The sequence below is a fragment of the Streptomyces sp. HNM0575 genome, from assembly GCF_012726265.1.
Classification (GTDB): Bacteria; Actinomycetota; Actinomycetes; order Streptomycetales; family Streptomycetaceae; genus Streptomyces.
In genome coordinates this window covers 78,714-95,015 of sequence record NZ_JAASAG010000004.1, presented here as the reverse complement: position 1 = coordinate 95,015, position 16,302 = coordinate 78,714, and the positions used below count along the sequence as shown (strand labels likewise).

Below are 16,302 nucleotides of genomic sequence, written 5' to 3'. Positions count from 1 at the left end.
CGGGACCACAAGCACTCGCCGGGCCCGCCCGCGAGGGAAGTCCGCGTCCCGTGCAGCCGCCGAAGGCCGTCAGACGCGACGCCGCCCCTACCGGACCGGGGGACGGAACGGTCGGTGCCGCCACAGGGCTGCTCGACTCCTACCGGACCGGCGACATGTTCTTCGCCTCCCCGTCCCGCACTCTGCTGGCGAGACGGGCCCTCGTCCAAGTGCCGCACGGCGACGCACCGTTGGGCGAGCGTGTGGCCCGTGCCCTGGCCGAGGCCGCGGACGCCGGACAGGAGAGTCCCTTCGTCGTGGGTGCCGTGCCGTTCGCCGGTGACGAGCCCGTCACCCTCGCCGTACCCGCCGAGTCCCGCTGGGCGCCCGCCCTGCGAGAGGACCCGCTGATCGCGCTGCCCGCCCGGCAACCGCCCGGTGAGGCATGGCAGGTGGAGCCCGTTCCCGACGCCGGGACCTACCGCAAGGCGGTCGGCGAGGCCGTACAGCGCATACGCCGCGGCGACCTGGAGAAAGTGGTGCTCGCCCGCACCCTCGAACTCAGCTCGGCGAGCGGCGTCGACACCTCCGCAATGCTCCAGCGCCTCGCCCACCGCGATCCGCGCGGCTACACCTTCGCGCTGCCCACCGAGCCCGGCCGTACCCTGCTGGGCGCGAGCCCCGAACTCCTCGTCGCGCGCCGTGGAGAGCATGTCGTCGCCAATCCGCTCGCCGGTTCCGCGCCGCGCAGCGACGATGTCGCCGAAGACGTACGGTCCGCCGTCTCGCTGCTGGAGTCCGCGAAGGACCTGCACGAACACGCCGTGGTCGTCGAGGCGGTGCGCAACGCACTGAGCCGGGTGTGCACCGACCTGACGGTGCCGCCGCAGCCCACGCTCGTGAGGACGGCGACGATGTGGCATCTGTCCACGACCGTCTCCGGAGAGCTGGCTCCCCGAGGCCGTCCCGGTTCCCGGCCGACCTCGCTCGACATCGCGCTCGCGCTGCACCCCACCCCCGCGGTCTGCGGTACGCCGACCGGCCGCGCACGCGCGCTCATCGATGAACTGGAGCCCTTCGAGCGGCGGTTCTTCACCGGCATGGTCGGGTGGAACGACGCACACGGCGACGGCGAGTGGGTCGTGACGATCCGCTGTGCCGAGGCCGCGGAGCGCTCCGTGCGCCTCTACGCCGGAGCGGGCATCGTGGCCGCGTCCGAGCCGGACGCCGAAACGGCGGAGACCGCCGCCAAGTTCCGCACCTTCCTGCACGCCGTGGGGGCCGAGCTGTGACCGGTGCCGACGCTCGGGGCGGGGAAGTCCCGGGCTGGCCGCCCGAGTTCGCCGCGCGCTACCGGGAGGCCGGGTACTGGCGTGGTGAGACGTTCGGGCGGATGCTGAGCGAACGGGCGCTCCGCCACGGGGAATTCACCGCCGTCGTCGATCCGCCCTCCGGCCGCCGCTGGACCTACGCCGAACTCGACCGGCGCGCCGACGCCATGGCCGCCGGGCTGCTGGCGCGCGGCATCGGCAAGGGCGACCGCGTCGTTCTCCAACTGCCCAACGTGGCCGAGTTCTTCGAGGTCGCCTTCGCCCTCTTCCGCATCGGGGCGCTGCCGGTCTTCGCCCTGCCCGCGCACCGATTCGTCGAGATCCGCTACCTCTGTGCCTTCACGGAAGCCGTCGCCTGTGTCGTGCCCGGCGTGCACGCAGGCTTCGACCACCGTGAACTCGCCCGCCGCGTACGGGCGGAGGTGCCCACCCTGCGGCACGTCCTCGTCGCCGACGAGGACGCGGCAGGCCACGAACGCCTCGCCGACGTGCCTGCCGCCCCCGTCGCCCTTGAGGAGCCCGCGCCCGACGACCTGGCCTTCCTTCAGCTCTCGGGAGGGACCACAGGCGCGCCCAAGCTCATCCCGCGCACCCACGACGACTACATGTACTCGGTCAGGGTGTCGAACGAGATCTGCGCCGTCGACGGGGATTCGGTCTACCTGTGCGCGCTTCCGGCGGGTCACAACTTCCCGCTCAGCTCCCCGGGAACGCTGGGCGCGCTCCATGCCGGGGGCACGGTGGTGCTCACGCCCGACCCGGCGCCCGAGACGGCCTTCGCGCTCATCGAGTCGGAACGGGTCACCATCACCGGCCTCGTGCCACCGCTGGCGCTCGTGTGGCTCGAAGCGGCGGAACGCGGCGGCCACGACCTCTCCAGCCTGGAGGTGCTGCTCGTGGGCGGCGCGAAGTTCAGCGAGGAAGCCGCCCGTCGGGTACGGCCCACACTCGGCTGCGCTCTCCAGCAGGTCTTCGGGATGGCGGAGGGACTGGTGAACTACACCCGCCTCGACGACCCGGAGGAGACCGTCGTCACCACCCAGGGCAGGCCCATCTCACCGGACGACGAGGTCCGCGTCGTCGACGAACACGATCGCGACGTCCCGGACGGCTGCACCGGCCATCTCCTCACCCGGGGGCCCTACACCATCCGCGGCTACTGGCGAGCCGAGGAGCACAACGCGCTCGCCTTCACCGAGGACGGCTTCTACCGCACCGGCGACCTGGTCAGCCGCACCCCGGAGGGGAACCTGGTCGTCGAGGGCCGCGCCAAGGACCAGATCAACCGCGGCGGGGAGAAGGTCGCGGCCGAGGAGGTCGAGAACCACATCCTGGCCGTACCCGGCGTGCACGACGCGGCCGTCGTCTCGATGCCGGACCCCTATCTCGGCGAACGCGTCTGCGCATACGTCGTGTTGCGCCGGGACGCGCGGGGCGTCACCTCTCTGCGGATCAAGAAGTTCCTCCGGGAAAGGGGCCTGGCGGCCTACAAGATCCCCGACCGGGTCGAGTTCATCGAGGCGTTCCCCGCCACGGGCGTCGGCAAAGTCAGCAAGAAGGATCTGCGCGCCGCCGTCGCGTCGCGCCTCCGTCAGCATTGAAAGGCTCGGCAACTCCCATGGCACTGCCCGCAATCGCTCCATATCCCATGCCGACGGCAGCCGAACTGCCGGGCAACCGCGTCGCGTGGAAGGCGGACCCGGCCCGGGCGATCCTCCTCGTGCACGACATGCAGAACCACTTCCTGGCCCCCTTCCCCGGGAACTCCTCGCCGCTGACCGACCTGCTGCACAACGTCTCCGCGGTGAAGGAGACCTGCGTACGCCTCGGCGTGCCGGTTCTCTACTCCGCGCAGCCCGGAGGCCAGACGCCCCGGCAGCGCGGACTCCAGCAGGACTTCTGGGGGCCCGGGGTGCCCGACGAGGAGCACGCCGTGTCCATCGCGTCACAAGTGGCGCCGGTCGAGGACGACGTGATGCTCATCAAGTGGAAGTACAGCGCGTTCGTCCGCACCGACCTGGCCGAGCGCATGGAGGCTGCCGGCGCCGACCAGCTTCTCCTGGTCGGCGTCTACGCGCACATCGGTGTGCTGATGACGGCCTGCGACGCGTGGATGCGCGACATCCAGGCGTTCGTCGTGGCCGACGCGGTGGCCGACTTCAGCGCCGACGACCACCGGCTGGCCCTCGAGTGGGCGGCCTCGCAGTGCGCCTATGTCACCACGGCCCAGGCCCTCGCGGGCCTCGGCGCCGAAGAGGAAGGATGAAGAGGAAGGATGAGGCCGTGCCCCTGACCCTGGAGCGCATTCGCGCCGACGTGGCGGACCTGCTCGGAGAGGAGCCCGCGGACGTCCCGGACGACGAGAACCTCGCCGACCTCGGTCTCGACTCCGTACGGCTGATGAGCCTCGTCGAATCCTGGCGGAGGGACGGAATCACCGTCTCCTTCGCGGAGTTGGCGGAAAGACCCGGAGTCCTGGCCTGGTGGGAACTGCTGCGGGAACGCACATGACGACCGGCGTGCACCGCCCCGCCGAAGGGACCCACGGCCCGTAACGCCCCACGGCCCCTAACGGCCCCACGGCCCCTGACGACCCGCCCCGGCGCGGGCGCGCCGCCTCAGTGCTCGGTCTCGTCCGTCGCGGTGCGGCGTGAGGGGAAGTCCGGCCGGCGGCGCCCGGAGAAGGCCGCCAGACCCTCGCGGGCGTCGGGTGACGCGAACGCCCGCTGCCCGTAGAGGGCTTCGCTGTGGAACGCCTCCTCCGGCGGCAGGTTGCCCAGCCGCAGCACGGCCTCCTTGACGGTGGCGAGGGCCGTCCCGCTCAGCCGGGAGAGGCGCTCGCCCCACTCCACCGCGGTGGGCAGCACGTCCTCCGCGGGCACCACGGCGTTCAACAGGCCGTATCCCAGGGCTTCTTGAGCCGTGAGGCGTTCGGCGAGCAGCATCAGCCGCATCGCCCACGCGTACGGGATCTGGCGGGTCAGCCGCACGAGGGTGCCTCCCGCCGGTACGAGGCCGACGCCCGGCTCGGGAAGCTGGAACTCGGCCTGTTCGGCGGCGACCCGCAGATCCGTGGAGAGCATGATCTCGAAACCGCCGCCCAGGCAGAGGCCGTTGACGGCGCTGATCACGGGCTTGAAGAGATCGGTGTGCTTCTGGTGCGCGCCGTCCCAGCGGGAGATGTCGAACCGCCCCTCCGCCAGGGCCGGGATGGACTCCTCCAGGTCCGCTCCCACGCAGAAGGCGCGGTCGCCGCTGCCCGTGAGCACGGCGGCGGCGATCGCGTCGTCGTCGCGGACCTCGTCGAAGGCCGCCGCCAACTCGTCGTACATGGCGAGGGTCAGGGCGTTGAGCTTGTCCGCGCGGTCGAACCGTACGACGGCCACGGGCCCTTCGCGTTCCAGGGTGATGCCGCCCATTCACACCACTCCGGACTCGCGCAGGGCGGCGATCTCGTCCTCGGACAGCTCGGCCATTCCGCGCAGCAGCACGTCGGTGTGCTCCCCGGGCCGTGGCGCGAGCCCCCGCGGACGTGCCGGCGTGACGTCGAGGTGTATCGGCTGCCCGAACATCTCCAACTGGCCGAAGTCCGGGTACTCGACGTCGACGATCATGTCGCGCTCCCTGATGTGCGGGTCCTCCACGACTTCGCCGATGTCCTTGATCGCGGTCAATGGGATCGTGTCGCCCGCCAGTTCCTCCAGTTCGGCCCGCGTACGGTCGGCCATCCAGCCGTGCAGCAGCGGCCGGACGCGGCGTTCGTAGACGTCCGGGTCGAAGCGCTTGGCCATCGTGTCGGTCTCGGGGTCGTCGGCGAGGCCGGGCTCGCCGAACAGGGCGCAGGTGAGCCGCCAGAACTTGTCGGTGTAGCCCCCGAAGAAGACGTAGCCGTCCTTGCAGGGATACAGCTCGTAGGGCCGCACGAAGGGGTGGGCGTTGCCGAGCGGCCCGGCCGTCTTTCCGTCCACGGTGTAGGAGACGACGGCGTTCTCGGTCAGGGACAGCACGGAGTCCTGCTGGGCGACGTCGACGAGCTGGCCCTCGCCGGTGCGTTCGGTGTGCCGGAGCGCGGCGAGGGTCCCGATCACGGCGTACATGGTGGCCGCCAGATCGCCGATGATCGTGCCGACCCGCGCCGGCGGCCGGTCCGGGTAGCCGTTCATCGACCACAGTCCGCCGGCGGCCTGCGCGCTGTTGTCGAACGCGGGACGCAGCCGGTACGGCCCGGTCTGCCCGAAGCCCGAGATCGCGGTGTAGACGAGCCGCGGGTTGGCCTTGCGCAACTCCGCGTGCCCCAGGCCGAGTTTGTCCATCGTGCCGGGGCGGAAGTTCTCCACGAGCACGTCCGCACGTGCCGCGAGCCGCTTCAGCAACTCCTTCCCCTCGGGGGCGGCCATGTCGAGGGTGAGCCCGAGCTTGTTGCGGTTGTACTGGGCGAAGAAGGCGCTGAACCTCTCGCCGCGGGCCGATTCCAGGAAGGGCGGGAAGTCCCGTGCGTAGTCGGGCTCGCCGGGCCGCTCGACCTTGATGACGGTCGCCCCGAGATCGGCAAGGATCATCGAGCAGAACGGCCCCGCCACCACGCGTGTGATGTCGAGGACGACCACCCCGGCGAGCGGGCCGCGCGGGGCGCCTTCCGAAGCGGCGGACTGGGGGAGCGCGGTCATCGTGTCCCGGCCTCCGTTCCGCGGGGCGCCGTTCCGCGGGGTGCCACCCGCACGCGGGTCTCCAGCAGGGTGCCGCACTCCGGGCTGATCAACTCCTCCAGGAGGACGGCCGGTTCGCTCTCCCGTGGCCGTACCCGGACGCCGAGGTCCGCGAGGCGCTCCGCGGCGACGCCGGTACGGGTGAGCACGTCCGCCCGCCAGTCGTCGCCGGTGCTCAGGCGGGCGCCGCTCGCGGGGCAGTACCAGCCGTCGCCGTCGCGGCGCGGCGCGGAGCTCTCAGGAGTGGCGTCCGGCGCCACGGGCCGTGCGGGCGGCGGCCCGCCGAGCCGTTCGGCGCGCATCTCCGCACGCCTGCGCAGCGTCGCCTCCGCGTTGGCACCGCCACCGCCGCCGTCGCCGCCCTCCAGCACCACTCCGTACACCCGCGCGGCGACCTCCGCGCTGACATACCCGTCGCCCACGTCCCGGGCCACGAGTTCCGGATCGCGCAGCAGCGGGTCTCCGTAGCCGCCGCCTCCCGCGACCCACTGCACGAACACATCGTCCGAACCGATCGTCACGTCCTGCTGGTTGATCTCCAGCAGCTCCCGCCCGGCCGCCGTCAGCGTGGCGTCGGTGGGGACGGTGCCGGTGGAGAACAGCTCGCCGACGTTGGTGCCGCGCCATACGGAGTGTCCGCTGCCGCCGCCGGGATAGCCGCCGCCGAAGCCGTCGGCGACCACCTGCGCGTTGGGGGCGAAGACGGTCTGGGTGACCTCCGGCGCGCCGTAGAGCCGCCAGGCGAACTCGTGCCCCTGGCCGCCGCGATGGGCGCCGTGGCCCGCGCTGGCGGTGTTGAGCCGCTTCCACAGGTACAGCACCGGGTAGAGCATCTCGTTCATCTCGACGTCCGGCAGGGCGTTGTTGACCTGGGTCATCATGCCGCCGCAGTCGAGCCCGTCGGCGACCGGCTGCGCCCCGGTGCCCATGCCGCCGCCGTCCATGTTGAACAGCACGAAGTATTCGCCGTCGTCACGCGTGCCCGCGGAGATGCCCCCGGTCCACGAGTCCGCCCACACGCCCTGCGAGCGTGCGCGGATCACGGCGTCATGGCTGGCCCGCGCCGCCTCGTTGAGCAGCTTGGTCACCAGGCGGCTGACCCGGGCGCCCGTGGTGAGGTGCCCGTTGCTGATGGGCGCCGGCGGTACGGGATTGACGAGGGAGCCGCTCTCGGCGACCACGTCGCAGGCCGCCATCACGCCCTCGTTGAACGGCACGTCCCACGCCAGGATCGGCACCAGCGCGCTGGCCACGCTGCCGACGAGGGTTCCGTAGCTGAGGTTCACGAAGCCGTCGGTCTGCGGGCTGGACCCGGTGAAGTCCAGCGTGATCTGCTCGCCCGCCTTCGTCATGGTGCAGTGCACGCGGTAGAGCTCGTTGACGTGCCCGTTGTGCTCCGTCCACTCGTCCGCCTCGTAGACGCCGTCGGCGAGGAGGGCGATCCGCTCGCGGACCACGCGTTCCGCGATCTCGAAGTTGACCCTCGTGTGGTCGCGGAAGGCGTCGAGGCCGAACTCCTCGACCGTGGCGCACAGCCGGCGGATGCCCGTGTTGTTGCTCGCGACCAGGCTGCGCACGTCGTTCCAGAACAGCGTCGGTACGCGGACGTTGTTCAGCAGGACGCGCCGCACCCACTCCACGGGCCTGCCCCGCTCGAAGACCTTCACGCCCGGGGGCAGCCGCAGCGCCTCGCTGAAGCAGTCGTACGCGCCCGGGGCGAAGCCTCCCGGTGTCATGCCGCCGACGTCCACGAGGTGCGCCTGCGACTGGGCCCAGCCGATGAGCTCGTCACCGTGGAAGACGGGCGAGATGACGTTGGTGTCCGGCGGGTGCGCCGAGCCGGCAGTGTGCGGGTCGTTGCAGATGAACGCGTCCCCGGGGTGCAGCGGTTCGCCCTCGATCTCCGCGACGAGGTTCTGCACCGCGACGCTTCCGGAGCCGATGTGGAACTGGACGAAGTCCGAGTAGGAGTAGATCCTCCCCACGGGGTCGAACAGCGCCGTATTGAAGTCGCCGGACTCGGTGATCACCGGTGACCCGGAGGACCGGATCATCGCGCTGCCCATCTCCTCGACGATCGAGTCCAGGCGCATCCGGATCACTTCGAGAGTGACCGCGTCATAGCCTTCCGGAACGTAAGTGGAGTTCGTGCTCATCGGTGTCTCCGCTCGGGGAACGGGCGGACCCGCGATCCGGGACCGCATCGGCTCACGCACCGTTCAGACGGATCGCGAAGTGGCCTCCGTCGGCCGGCTCCACGACCGCTCCGTCCGGTACGTACACGGTGGTGTCGGGCTCTTCCAGCAGGCAGGGGCCGTGGGCCCGGCCCAGGGCGCCGAATCCGCGGTGCACATCGACGGTGCGGCGCTTCCCGCTGACGGGGTCGACGCACTCCCGGGTGCTGCCCGCGTACTCCTCGCCGTCGCCCGGGTCGCCGGTGATCTGCTGGGCGTCGGTGCGCCCGACGGCCTTGACGCGGGAGTTGACCAGCAGGACCTCGGCCTCGGTCCAGGCGGTGCCGCTGCCGAACTCCGCCTCGTAGTCCTCGATGAACCGCTGCCGGAGGAGGTCCTTGTCCTCCTCGCCGAAGCTCTTGCCGGGCAGCCGCGTGGTGACCTCGAAGATCTGGCCCATGAACTTCATGTCCGCCTCCCGGTACAGCTCGCGCCGCTCCTCCGGGATGCCCTCGGACTCGAACCACTCCTGCGCGCGGGCCTGGAGCGCCGAGAAGTCCTTCTCCAGGTCGGCGGCGGGCTCCCCGAACGTCCACGGCGTGGTCTGCACGGCGGAGAAGACCGAGTCGGCGTGCATCAGGCCGTACGCGGAGAAGACGGCCGCGTTGCGCGGGACGACGACCTCGCCGACGCCGATCTCCGCGGCGATGGCCGCCGCGAACAGCCCGCACGCGCCCCCGAACCCCACCAGGGTGAACTCCCGAGGATCATGGCCCCTGTTGACGGTGATCTTCCGTACCGCGTTCGCCATCTGCGACACCGCGAGCCGGTACACGCCGTGTGCGGCGGCGTCCGCCGACAGGCCCAGCGGCTCGGCGAGATGCCGCCGTACCGCGGCCCGCGCCTCGTCCTCGTACAGGTCGACGGTGCCGCCCAGGTAGTAGCCGGGGTTGAGCAGACCCATGACCAGGGCGGCGTCGGTGACGGCGGGCCGCTCGCCGCCCTTGCCGTAGCAGGCGGGCCCCGGCACCGATCCGGCGCTGTGCGGCCCGACCCGCATCACGCCCCGGCCGTCGATCCAGGCGAGGCTGCCGCCGCCCGCACCGATCGTCTCGATGTCCACTGCGGTCAGGCTCGTCGGCAGACCGCCGATCTCGGCCCGCGGCAGCACACGGAACTCGTCGTCGACGATGGCCGCCGCATCCAGACTCGTACCGCCCATGTCGGCGGTGAGCACCCGGTGCCGCCCCAGGCGCTGACCGAGCAGCCGCGCGCCCGTCACACCGCCCACGGGGCCGGAGTTGAACATCGCGATCGGCGCCTTGCCGGTCTCCTCCGCGGAGAGGAACCCGCCGTGCACCTGCATGATCTGCACCCGCGTACGCAGGCCCCGCCCGGCCAGTTCCGCGGCGAGATGGTCGAAGTGCTGCGCCACGATCGGCTTGACGGCGGCGTCCAGGGTCGTGGTCACCATCCGCTCGTACTCGCGGTAGACCGGCGTCAGCGAACTCGACAGCGTGTACGGCAGATCCGGGTGGTGCGTCTCCAGATACTTGCCGATCTCCTGCTCGTGCTGGGGGTTGCGGAAGGACCACAGCAGACACACCGCGAGCGACTCCGCCCCCTGGGCGAGGACCTTCTCGACGGCGCCGGCCAGGGCCTGCGGGTCCAGCGGCAGGAGGATCTCGCCGTGTGCGTCGATGCGTTCGGGCACCTCGACGATGCGGCTGCGGCGGACGATCTCCGGCGGCGGAGCCATCCTGTGCGGGTCGCGTTCGTCGTCGCGCGCCGAGCGTGCGATGCGCAGCGTGTCCCGGAAGCCCTGCGTCGTCAGCAGGCCGACGGCCGAGAACTTCTGCTCGTCGACGGCATTGGTGACGATGGTGTTGCCCAGGACGAAGCGGTCGATCTGAGGGTAGAAGCCGCCTTCGGCCGTGCCCAGCCGCTCCTCCAGGACGGCGAGGGCGTCGAGGATGCCCGTCGTGACGTCCGGGGTGGAGAAGGCCTTGCCGCGCAGGGCCCGGCCGTCGTGCACGGCGACGGCGTCGGTGAACGTGCCGCCCACGTCGATGCCCACGTGCAGTGTCATGGTCCGCGTCTCCTTTGACGTGTGGTGCGGTGTGTCCGTGGCGCCCGTTCCTCAGGCGTGCTGTGCGCTCAGGCGTGCTGTGGCCTCAGGCGCGGTGCGCCCTCATGGGTGCTGTGCGCGGAGTTCGGCGAGTACGTGCGCGGCGTGGTCGGCCCGTACGGCTCCGTCGCCGACCAGGCGCTCGACCACTTCGGGGATCTCCTCGGGGGTGGCGCCGGCGGCGACGGCCACGTTGCGGGCGTGCAGCGACATGTGTCCGCGCTGGATCCCCTCGGTCGCCAGAGCGCGCAGGGCGGCGAGGTTCTGCGCGAGGCCGACCGCCGTGACGGTCTCGGCCAGTTCGCGTGCGGTGGAGACACCGAGCAGCCGTACGGCCGCCGCTGCCGCCGGGTGTACCTTCGTCGCGCCGCCCACCAGGCCCACCGGCATGGGGAGTTCGAGCGTGCCGACGAGGTCGCCGTCCCCGTCGACCTCGAAGTGCGACAGGGCCGTGTACCGCCCGCGGGCGCCGACCGCATGGGAGTGCGCGCCGGCCTCGACGGCCCGGGTGTCGTTGCCCGTCGCCAGCACGACGGCCGTGATCCCGTTCATGATCCCCTTGTTGTGCGTGGCCGCACGGTAGGGGTCGGCCTCGGCCAGCGCGGCCGCGTGCACGATGTCTCGGACGACTCCGGCGCCGCCCAGCGCCTCGGCGGGAAACACCGCCCGTGCCCGCGCCAGTCTCAGGTCGGCCTTGTTGGTGAGGATGCGCAGCAGCGTCCGGCCGCCCGCGATGCGCCCGACGCGGTCCGCGACCGCCTCCGCCATGGTGTTGACCGCGTTGGCACCCATGGCATCACGGACGTCGACGGCCAGGTGCACGACGATGTAGCGGCCGGGACGGGCGTCGACCACGCGCACCGAGAGTTCGCGCACCCCGCCGCCGAGGGAGACGAGCAACGGGTCCTGGCCGTCGGCCAGGCGGACCAGCTCCTCGGAGGCTTCGAGCAGCCGCAGCCGCGCACCGTCCGGGTCCGCCACGTCGAGCACCTGGACCTGCGCCTGCATGACCGGCTCCGAGCTGGACGTGTGGAAGCCGCCCCGTTCGCGTGCGATGCGCGCGGCGTTGCTGGCCGCCGCGACGACGGAGGGCTCCTCGGTGGCCATCGGGACCAGTACGTCCGTGCCGTTGACGGTGAAGCCGGTGGCCACTCCGACGGGCACACCCAGCAGCCCGATCACGTTCTCGATCATGTGGTCGGCCTGCTCGACGCTGAGCCCACCGGAGGCCAGCACGTCGAGGGACTCGAGCGGGACACCGGTGGTCTCGGCGAGCAACGCCCGCCTGCCGGCCGGAGATTCGTCCCGGAATCCGCGGATCCTGCTCTGCGTGGCCACGCACACCTCCCACGTCGTCCCGGGCGTCCTCCCGGGCTGTGCGGCACATGCGGCAGCGCGGAGAGGGAGCAGCGTCCCGGCGACCCGCCGCCGTCCTCGTTCGGCAGAAACGCTAGGGAGGCGCCGACGCCGGCGACACGGTTGATTCACACATACTTCGCGGCCCCGGCGCGTGTGATCCGCGTCGCACCGCGCGCGGAACCCTCAGCTCAGAGCGCTGCGGCGGATCACGCCGTACGGACCGCACCCGCTCTCCCGGACCCTGCCCGCCCGGGCCGCGCCCGCCCGCGACGGTGCTCATCCCGGCTGATCCCGGCTCATCCCGCCGTCACGCGCCGCGAGAGCGCGTGCAGCCGGGCGGCCACCGAGACGCGGAACAGCGGCTCCGGAGCGCGCCACTCCGCACCCAACAGCACGCTGATGCGCTCCAGCCGCTGCGTGACGGTGTTGATGTGGACGTGCAGGGCGCGGGCCGTGCGGCTCGGGCTCGCATACGAATCGGCGAACGCGTGCAAGGTCTCGAAGAGCTGCGTCCCGTGCTTCTCGTCCCACCGCAGCACCGGCCCGAGCGTCGACTCGATGAAGCCGGCCAGCCCCTCTCCGCCCGTGCCGAACATCGCCATGTACGGCTCGTACCTCTGCGCGTCCACGGTCCCTTCCGCCGCCTCCAGGCTCTCCAGCAGCCGCATGCACCGCCGCGCGGAATCGAAGCAGCGCCCCAGCGCCTCCGCGGAACCGGCCGGCGGACCGGCGACGGCCAGCACCGGTTCCTGATGGACGCCGCGCACCGCATGCCACGCCTCCCGGGCGGCCGTCATCGGGTCCCGGCATGGGCTGAGAACGGCCAGCACGCCGTCGCGTTCACCGACCAGGCCGCCCGGAACCGCCCGCCTCAGTGACTCAGAGGCGGATCTGCGCCGCTCGGCGGCGACGCTCACGGCCACCACCGACCGCAGCTCCTCCAGCCGCACGTCCCTGGCCCGTGCCCGCAGCAGCAGCTCCTGACGGCGCGATGTGTCGCCCCGCAGGATGTCCGAGACCAGCTCCCCGCGGACGCGGTCCTCCGCCGCGGCGACCGCCTCCTGCTTCACGACCACGAAGGCGAGGATCTGCGCCGCGCGTTCGATGGTGCGCTGGTCGACCTCGCGCAGTTCGAGGTCGCCGTATCCGACGAGCACCGCGCCCAGCAGGGTCTCCGCGGCCACGACCGCCACCGCGACCTCCGGCAGCGGTTCGCCGCCGTCGACGAAGACGCACCGCCCGGACCGCCGCCCGGCCTCTACGGCTTCACGCACCGCGGAGAGCAGGCTGCCGTCCGCCGCGGAGTGGCGCACGCCGCCGGTGCCCGATTCCTTTGCCACGGGCGTCAGTTCCCTGTCGAGGATCGTCACCGGCCGGCCCAGCGACGTGCCCAGCGTCCCGGCCACCTCGCCTGCGCTGCCGCCCCGCAGCACCACGGCGGTCAGATCCTCGTGGACCGCGCTGGCGCGTTCCATCGCTGTGACGTGGCCTTCCAGTACGCAGTTGGCCCGCTCGGCCTCCTGGGCGGCGACGTTCGCCTGCTCCAGCAGCCGCGCCGTCTGGAGCACCACCGCCGCGTGATCGGCGAACGCGCTCAGCAGCGCGATCTCCTCGGGAACGAACTCGTGCTCGCTGCGGTCCGCCGCGAACAGCACGCCCAGGACGCGGTCCCCCGTCACGAGCGGCACACCGAGCAGTGCGACCAGCCCCTCCGCCGCCACGGCCGCATCGATACCGGCCTCGTGCGGGATCGAGCGGTTGGCCTGGTAGACGGACGTCCACTGCGGATTCCGGGTGCGTACGACCTTGCTCGCGAGCCCCATCCCGGGAGGTACGCGCAGCTCACGGAACGACGCGGCCACCGCCCCCAGCGTCGACCGCACCCGCAACTCGTCGCTGTCCTCGTGGAGTTCGGACAGGTACGTGACGTCCGTGCCCATCAGCTCGTGGGCACGCTCGACGAGGCGGTGCAACAGCGCGTCGGTGTCCCGCAGTTCCGCGAGTTCGCGCGCGCTGGAGAACAGCGCCGAGAGCTCCTGACCGCGGCGGCGCCAACGCGTGAGAACCGAGCGGAGGTTGCGGACACGGTTCGCCAGATCGGCCGCCTCCTCCGGCGGCAGCAGCCGCGCGTTCAACTCCTCGTACGCCGCGGCGGCCTCGTCCTCGGCATCGGCGGCCGCGGCATCCAGCAGCGCCGCCACCTGCGCCACCGGGAGCGCCGCGCTCCGCTCGTCGTCGTTCCTGGTCACGGCGACAGAATGCCTCCCGCCCGGCTGCCGGAGAAGAGCGGTGCACGACCCGTACGCGGGGCGTCAGCGGGATCGCGGTGAGTCACGGCGGGGTCTGCGAGGCGGCCCCGGCACAGCACGGGCCGGTGCGGGTGCGGGTGCCTGCCGGTCGGGCCGGTGCTTGCCCGGCGCGGACATGCGCCGCCTCCGACGGCGTCGACCACCGTCCGGCGGCGACCGGGCTGCCGCGTGCTCGCGAGATTCAGCGCGCGTCGCGTTCGAGGGTCATGACCCCGTACATCAGACCGCGCGCGACCAGGCGGAACGCGCGGGAGACCCGTGCCGCGGCGGGACGGATGCGGGCCATCGTCTCGTCGGCGCCGACGAGGTGCCAGCCCGGGGACAGATGAGCGAACGCCTCCGGGCTCCGCACGCCGAAGTGGAAGTCCGCCCCGGTGAGCCTGCCGATCGGGCTCGGCAGCAGCGCGACGGCGGCGTGGTGCACGTCGGCGACGAGCCGGGCCGGGCCGGTGAAGTGGTCGCCGACGCGGGTCAGCAGCCGGCCGACCAACGGCCGTGTGAGATACATCAGGAGCCCCTCGGCCACGAGCACGGTGGGCTTGGCCGGACCGATCCCGGCGAGCCAGTCCGGCTCGGTCACCGATCCGGCGATGAGACGGGTCGTGTCGTCCGGCAGGAGCTTTGACCGCAGGGCGACGACCTCGGCGTTGTCGACCCCGGACCATGCCGCATCCAGATCGGCGAGTCTCGCCGCGCGGTTGCACATGCCGATGCCCAGCGTGACCACCTGGATGCCGTCGTGCTCGCCCGCGAACTCCCGTACCCGCGCGTCGATGTCCTGGGACCGGCGGATCGTGCCGACGACGTTCATGACGTCGGTGAGGACGAGGTCTTCGAGCCGCCGGCCGCGCTCGCGCGCCATCGCGTCGAGGGCCGACCAGGCCTCGCGGGCCTGCGGATCGTCCCAGTCGGGGACGTCGAAGAGCCCGGCACCCTTGGCGCGCGCGTACAGGGCGGTGACGAGCGTCGACCCGACGGCATTGCCGAACAGGGCGCGCGCTTCGAGGTTCCGGTCGGTCATGGTCTGCCTCCGCCCTTCGTCCCTCCGCCCCTTCGTCCCTCCGGCCTCCATGGCGACGGGTGCACGGTCCCGGCCGCCCGGCACTCGGCATGGACGGACACCGGCAATCGCGACGCCTTGGTTAGGTAAACCTTACTCGCCGGTCCGGCTCAGGTCTCCGGCCGACAGTGCTCGACGGGCTCGCGGGCGGGAAGCCCACGCAGCAGCACATCCAGGAAGAGCTCGAAGCGGGGGGCGACCGGGCCCAGGTCGTGTCCCGACTGCTGGGCCCCCAGCCACTGGGTGACGCCGAGCCCGAAGACGTACCAACTCTGCGCCGCCATCTCGGCGTTCGCCCCTGCCACGGTGAACGCGGTGACGACCTGGTCGCGCAGGCGCCCGAAGGAACGGGGGTTGTGCCGGTGGGGTGCGGCGACATGCGCCGCGTAGCCCGGCACCGCCAGGAACTCGTCGTGCATCGCCCACGCCAGACGTCCCAGCCAGTCGCGCCAGTCGTCCGCCGTGGGATGTGCGACGGGCAGGATCCGCTCGACCATCACTTCGCTGACGAGGTCGAAGAGCTCATCGCGGTTGCGCACCCAGCGGTAGAGGGCCGAGTGGGACACCCCCAGTCCGGCGGCGAGTTCGCGCATGGTCAGGGTCGACAGGTCGCGCTTCAGGGCGGTGGACACGATCAGTTCGCGGCTCAGCCGCGCGGGCCGACCCGGCTTGCTCTTGCCGTCCGTCACGCGCGGCAGCGTATACCGGAGCGAATTAGAGACCACGGGTCACTAACTCTGTTAGGGTCCCCTTACCTGTCCGTCGTGACCCGGAGGTGCAGCGTGGAACAGGAGCAGCCCGTGGCGGGCCGGCCCGTGGTGGTCATCGATGCCTCCTCCGTCCCTGCGCAAGCGGCACCGGAGCTCGTATCCGATGCGTTGCTCGCCGCCCTCGCCCGGGACGAGACGTTCGCAGCGGTCGTCCGGATGCCGGAGACGACGCCAGAGGCGATGCCGGAGACGATGCCCCGGAAGCAGCGGGTGGCCGATGCCGGGAACCGCGTGAGAATGCTCAAACGCCTACGGCCGGGCCTGAGCGCCCGCTGCCTGGGTCTGGCATTCGTCATGCCCGAGTCCGCGCAGCGCGAGAACGCGAGGGCGATCCGTGCGGGCGCGAAGCTGTGGGGCTGCCCGACGTTGACGACCGACGACCTCGCCCGCGCGCAGGCATGGGCGGAGGCCCGGCACGCTGCTCAACCGCCCTCCGCGGCAGGGGAGAAGTGATGTGGCTTCTCGCGGCGTTGACGGCGGGTGTTC

13 protein-coding genes are annotated in these 16,302 nt (G+C 71.9%); 5 read left to right on the top strand and 8 right to left on the bottom strand.

The features are described from left to right. Window positions 1-128 precede the first annotated feature (128 nt). Genes HCC61_RS11870 through HCC61_RS11855 form a run of 4 tightly spaced genes read left to right on the top strand, consistent with a single transcriptional unit; the run spans window position 129 to window position 3,821 of the window. Window positions 129-1,271 (top strand): isochorismate synthase, encoded by a 1,143-nt coding sequence (locus tag HCC61_RS11870; protein WP_240968945.1) that lies wholly within the window; start codon window positions 129-131, stop codon window positions 1,269-1,271. After that, window positions 1,268-2,911 carry a (2,3-dihydroxybenzoyl)adenylate synthase gene (locus tag HCC61_RS11865; RefSeq protein ID WP_169135353.1) on the top strand — a complete coding sequence of 548 codons (1,644 nt, stop codon included), beginning with the start codon at window positions 1,268-1,270 and terminating at the stop codon, window positions 2,909-2,911. The genes HCC61_RS11870 and HCC61_RS11865 overlap by 4 nt, the downstream gene beginning before the upstream one ends. 17 nt (window positions 2,912-2,928) lie before the next feature. Further along, complete coding sequence (locus tag HCC61_RS11860; RefSeq protein ID WP_169135352.1) at window positions 2,929-3,576, top strand: isochorismatase family protein; 648 nt, start codon at window positions 2,929-2,931, stop codon at window positions 3,574-3,576. Next, window positions 3,573-3,821, top strand: a complete 249-nt coding sequence (locus tag HCC61_RS11855) for a phosphopantetheine-binding protein (protein ID WP_169135351.1) — start codon at window positions 3,573-3,575, stop codon at window positions 3,819-3,821. Before HCC61_RS11860 ends, HCC61_RS11855 begins: the two co-directional genes overlap by 4 nt. A gap of 107 nt (window positions 3,822-3,928) precedes the next feature. On the opposite strand, the gene HCC61_RS11850 is transcribed toward HCC61_RS11855, so the two are convergent. From HCC61_RS11850 to HCC61_RS11815, 8 genes are all read right to left on the bottom strand, one after another. Continuing rightward, window positions 3,929-4,729: an enoyl-CoA hydratase-related protein gene (locus HCC61_RS11850; RefSeq protein WP_169135350.1), complete on the bottom strand. Its 801-nt coding sequence runs from the start codon at window positions 4,727-4,729 to the stop codon at window positions 3,929-3,931. Continuing rightward, window positions 4,730-5,977: a CoA transferase gene (locus tag HCC61_RS11845; protein WP_169135349.1), complete on the bottom strand. Its 1,248-nt coding sequence runs from the start codon at window positions 5,975-5,977 to the stop codon at window positions 4,730-4,732. Continuing rightward, window positions 5,974-8,172 (bottom strand): hydantoinase B/oxoprolinase family protein, encoded by a 2,199-nt coding sequence (locus HCC61_RS11840; protein WP_169135348.1) that lies wholly within the window; start codon window positions 8,170-8,172, stop codon window positions 5,974-5,976. The genes HCC61_RS11845 and HCC61_RS11840 overlap by 4 nt, the downstream gene beginning before the upstream one ends. Before the next feature lie 52 nt (window positions 8,173-8,224). Further along, window positions 8,225-10,279 carry a hydantoinase/oxoprolinase family protein gene (locus HCC61_RS11835; protein WP_169135347.1) on the bottom strand — a complete coding sequence of 685 codons (2,055 nt, stop codon included), beginning with the start codon at window positions 10,277-10,279 and terminating at the stop codon, window positions 8,225-8,227. Window positions 10,280-10,381: 102 nt separating this feature from the next. Beyond that, entirely contained in the window at window positions 10,382-11,656 is a 1,275-nt protein-coding gene (locus HCC61_RS11830) for a hydroxymethylglutaryl-CoA reductase, degradative (protein WP_169135346.1), read from the bottom strand. Between the two features lie 317 nt (window positions 11,657-11,973). Further along, window positions 11,974-13,926 (bottom strand): GAF domain-containing protein, encoded by a 1,953-nt coding sequence (locus HCC61_RS11825; RefSeq protein WP_169135345.1) that lies wholly within the window; start codon window positions 13,924-13,926, stop codon window positions 11,974-11,976. A gap of 241 nt (window positions 13,927-14,167) precedes the next feature. Further along, complete coding sequence (locus tag HCC61_RS11820; protein ID WP_169135344.1) at window positions 14,168-15,007, bottom strand: class I SAM-dependent methyltransferase; 840 nt, start codon at window positions 15,005-15,007, stop codon at window positions 14,168-14,170. Between the two features lie 149 nt (window positions 15,008-15,156). Then, a complete protein-coding gene (locus HCC61_RS11815) occupies window positions 15,157-15,735 on the bottom strand; it encodes a TetR/AcrR family transcriptional regulator (RefSeq protein ID WP_169135343.1) in 579 nt (192 codons plus the stop codon). A gap of 93 nt (window positions 15,736-15,828) precedes the next feature. Here HCC61_RS11815 and HCC61_RS11810 point away from each other — a divergent pair, with 93 nt between their 5' ends. Beyond that, window positions 15,829-16,269, top strand: a complete 441-nt coding sequence (locus HCC61_RS11810; protein ID WP_169135342.1) for a hypothetical protein — start codon at window positions 15,829-15,831, stop codon at window positions 16,267-16,269. Window positions 16,270-16,302 lie beyond the last annotated feature (33 nt).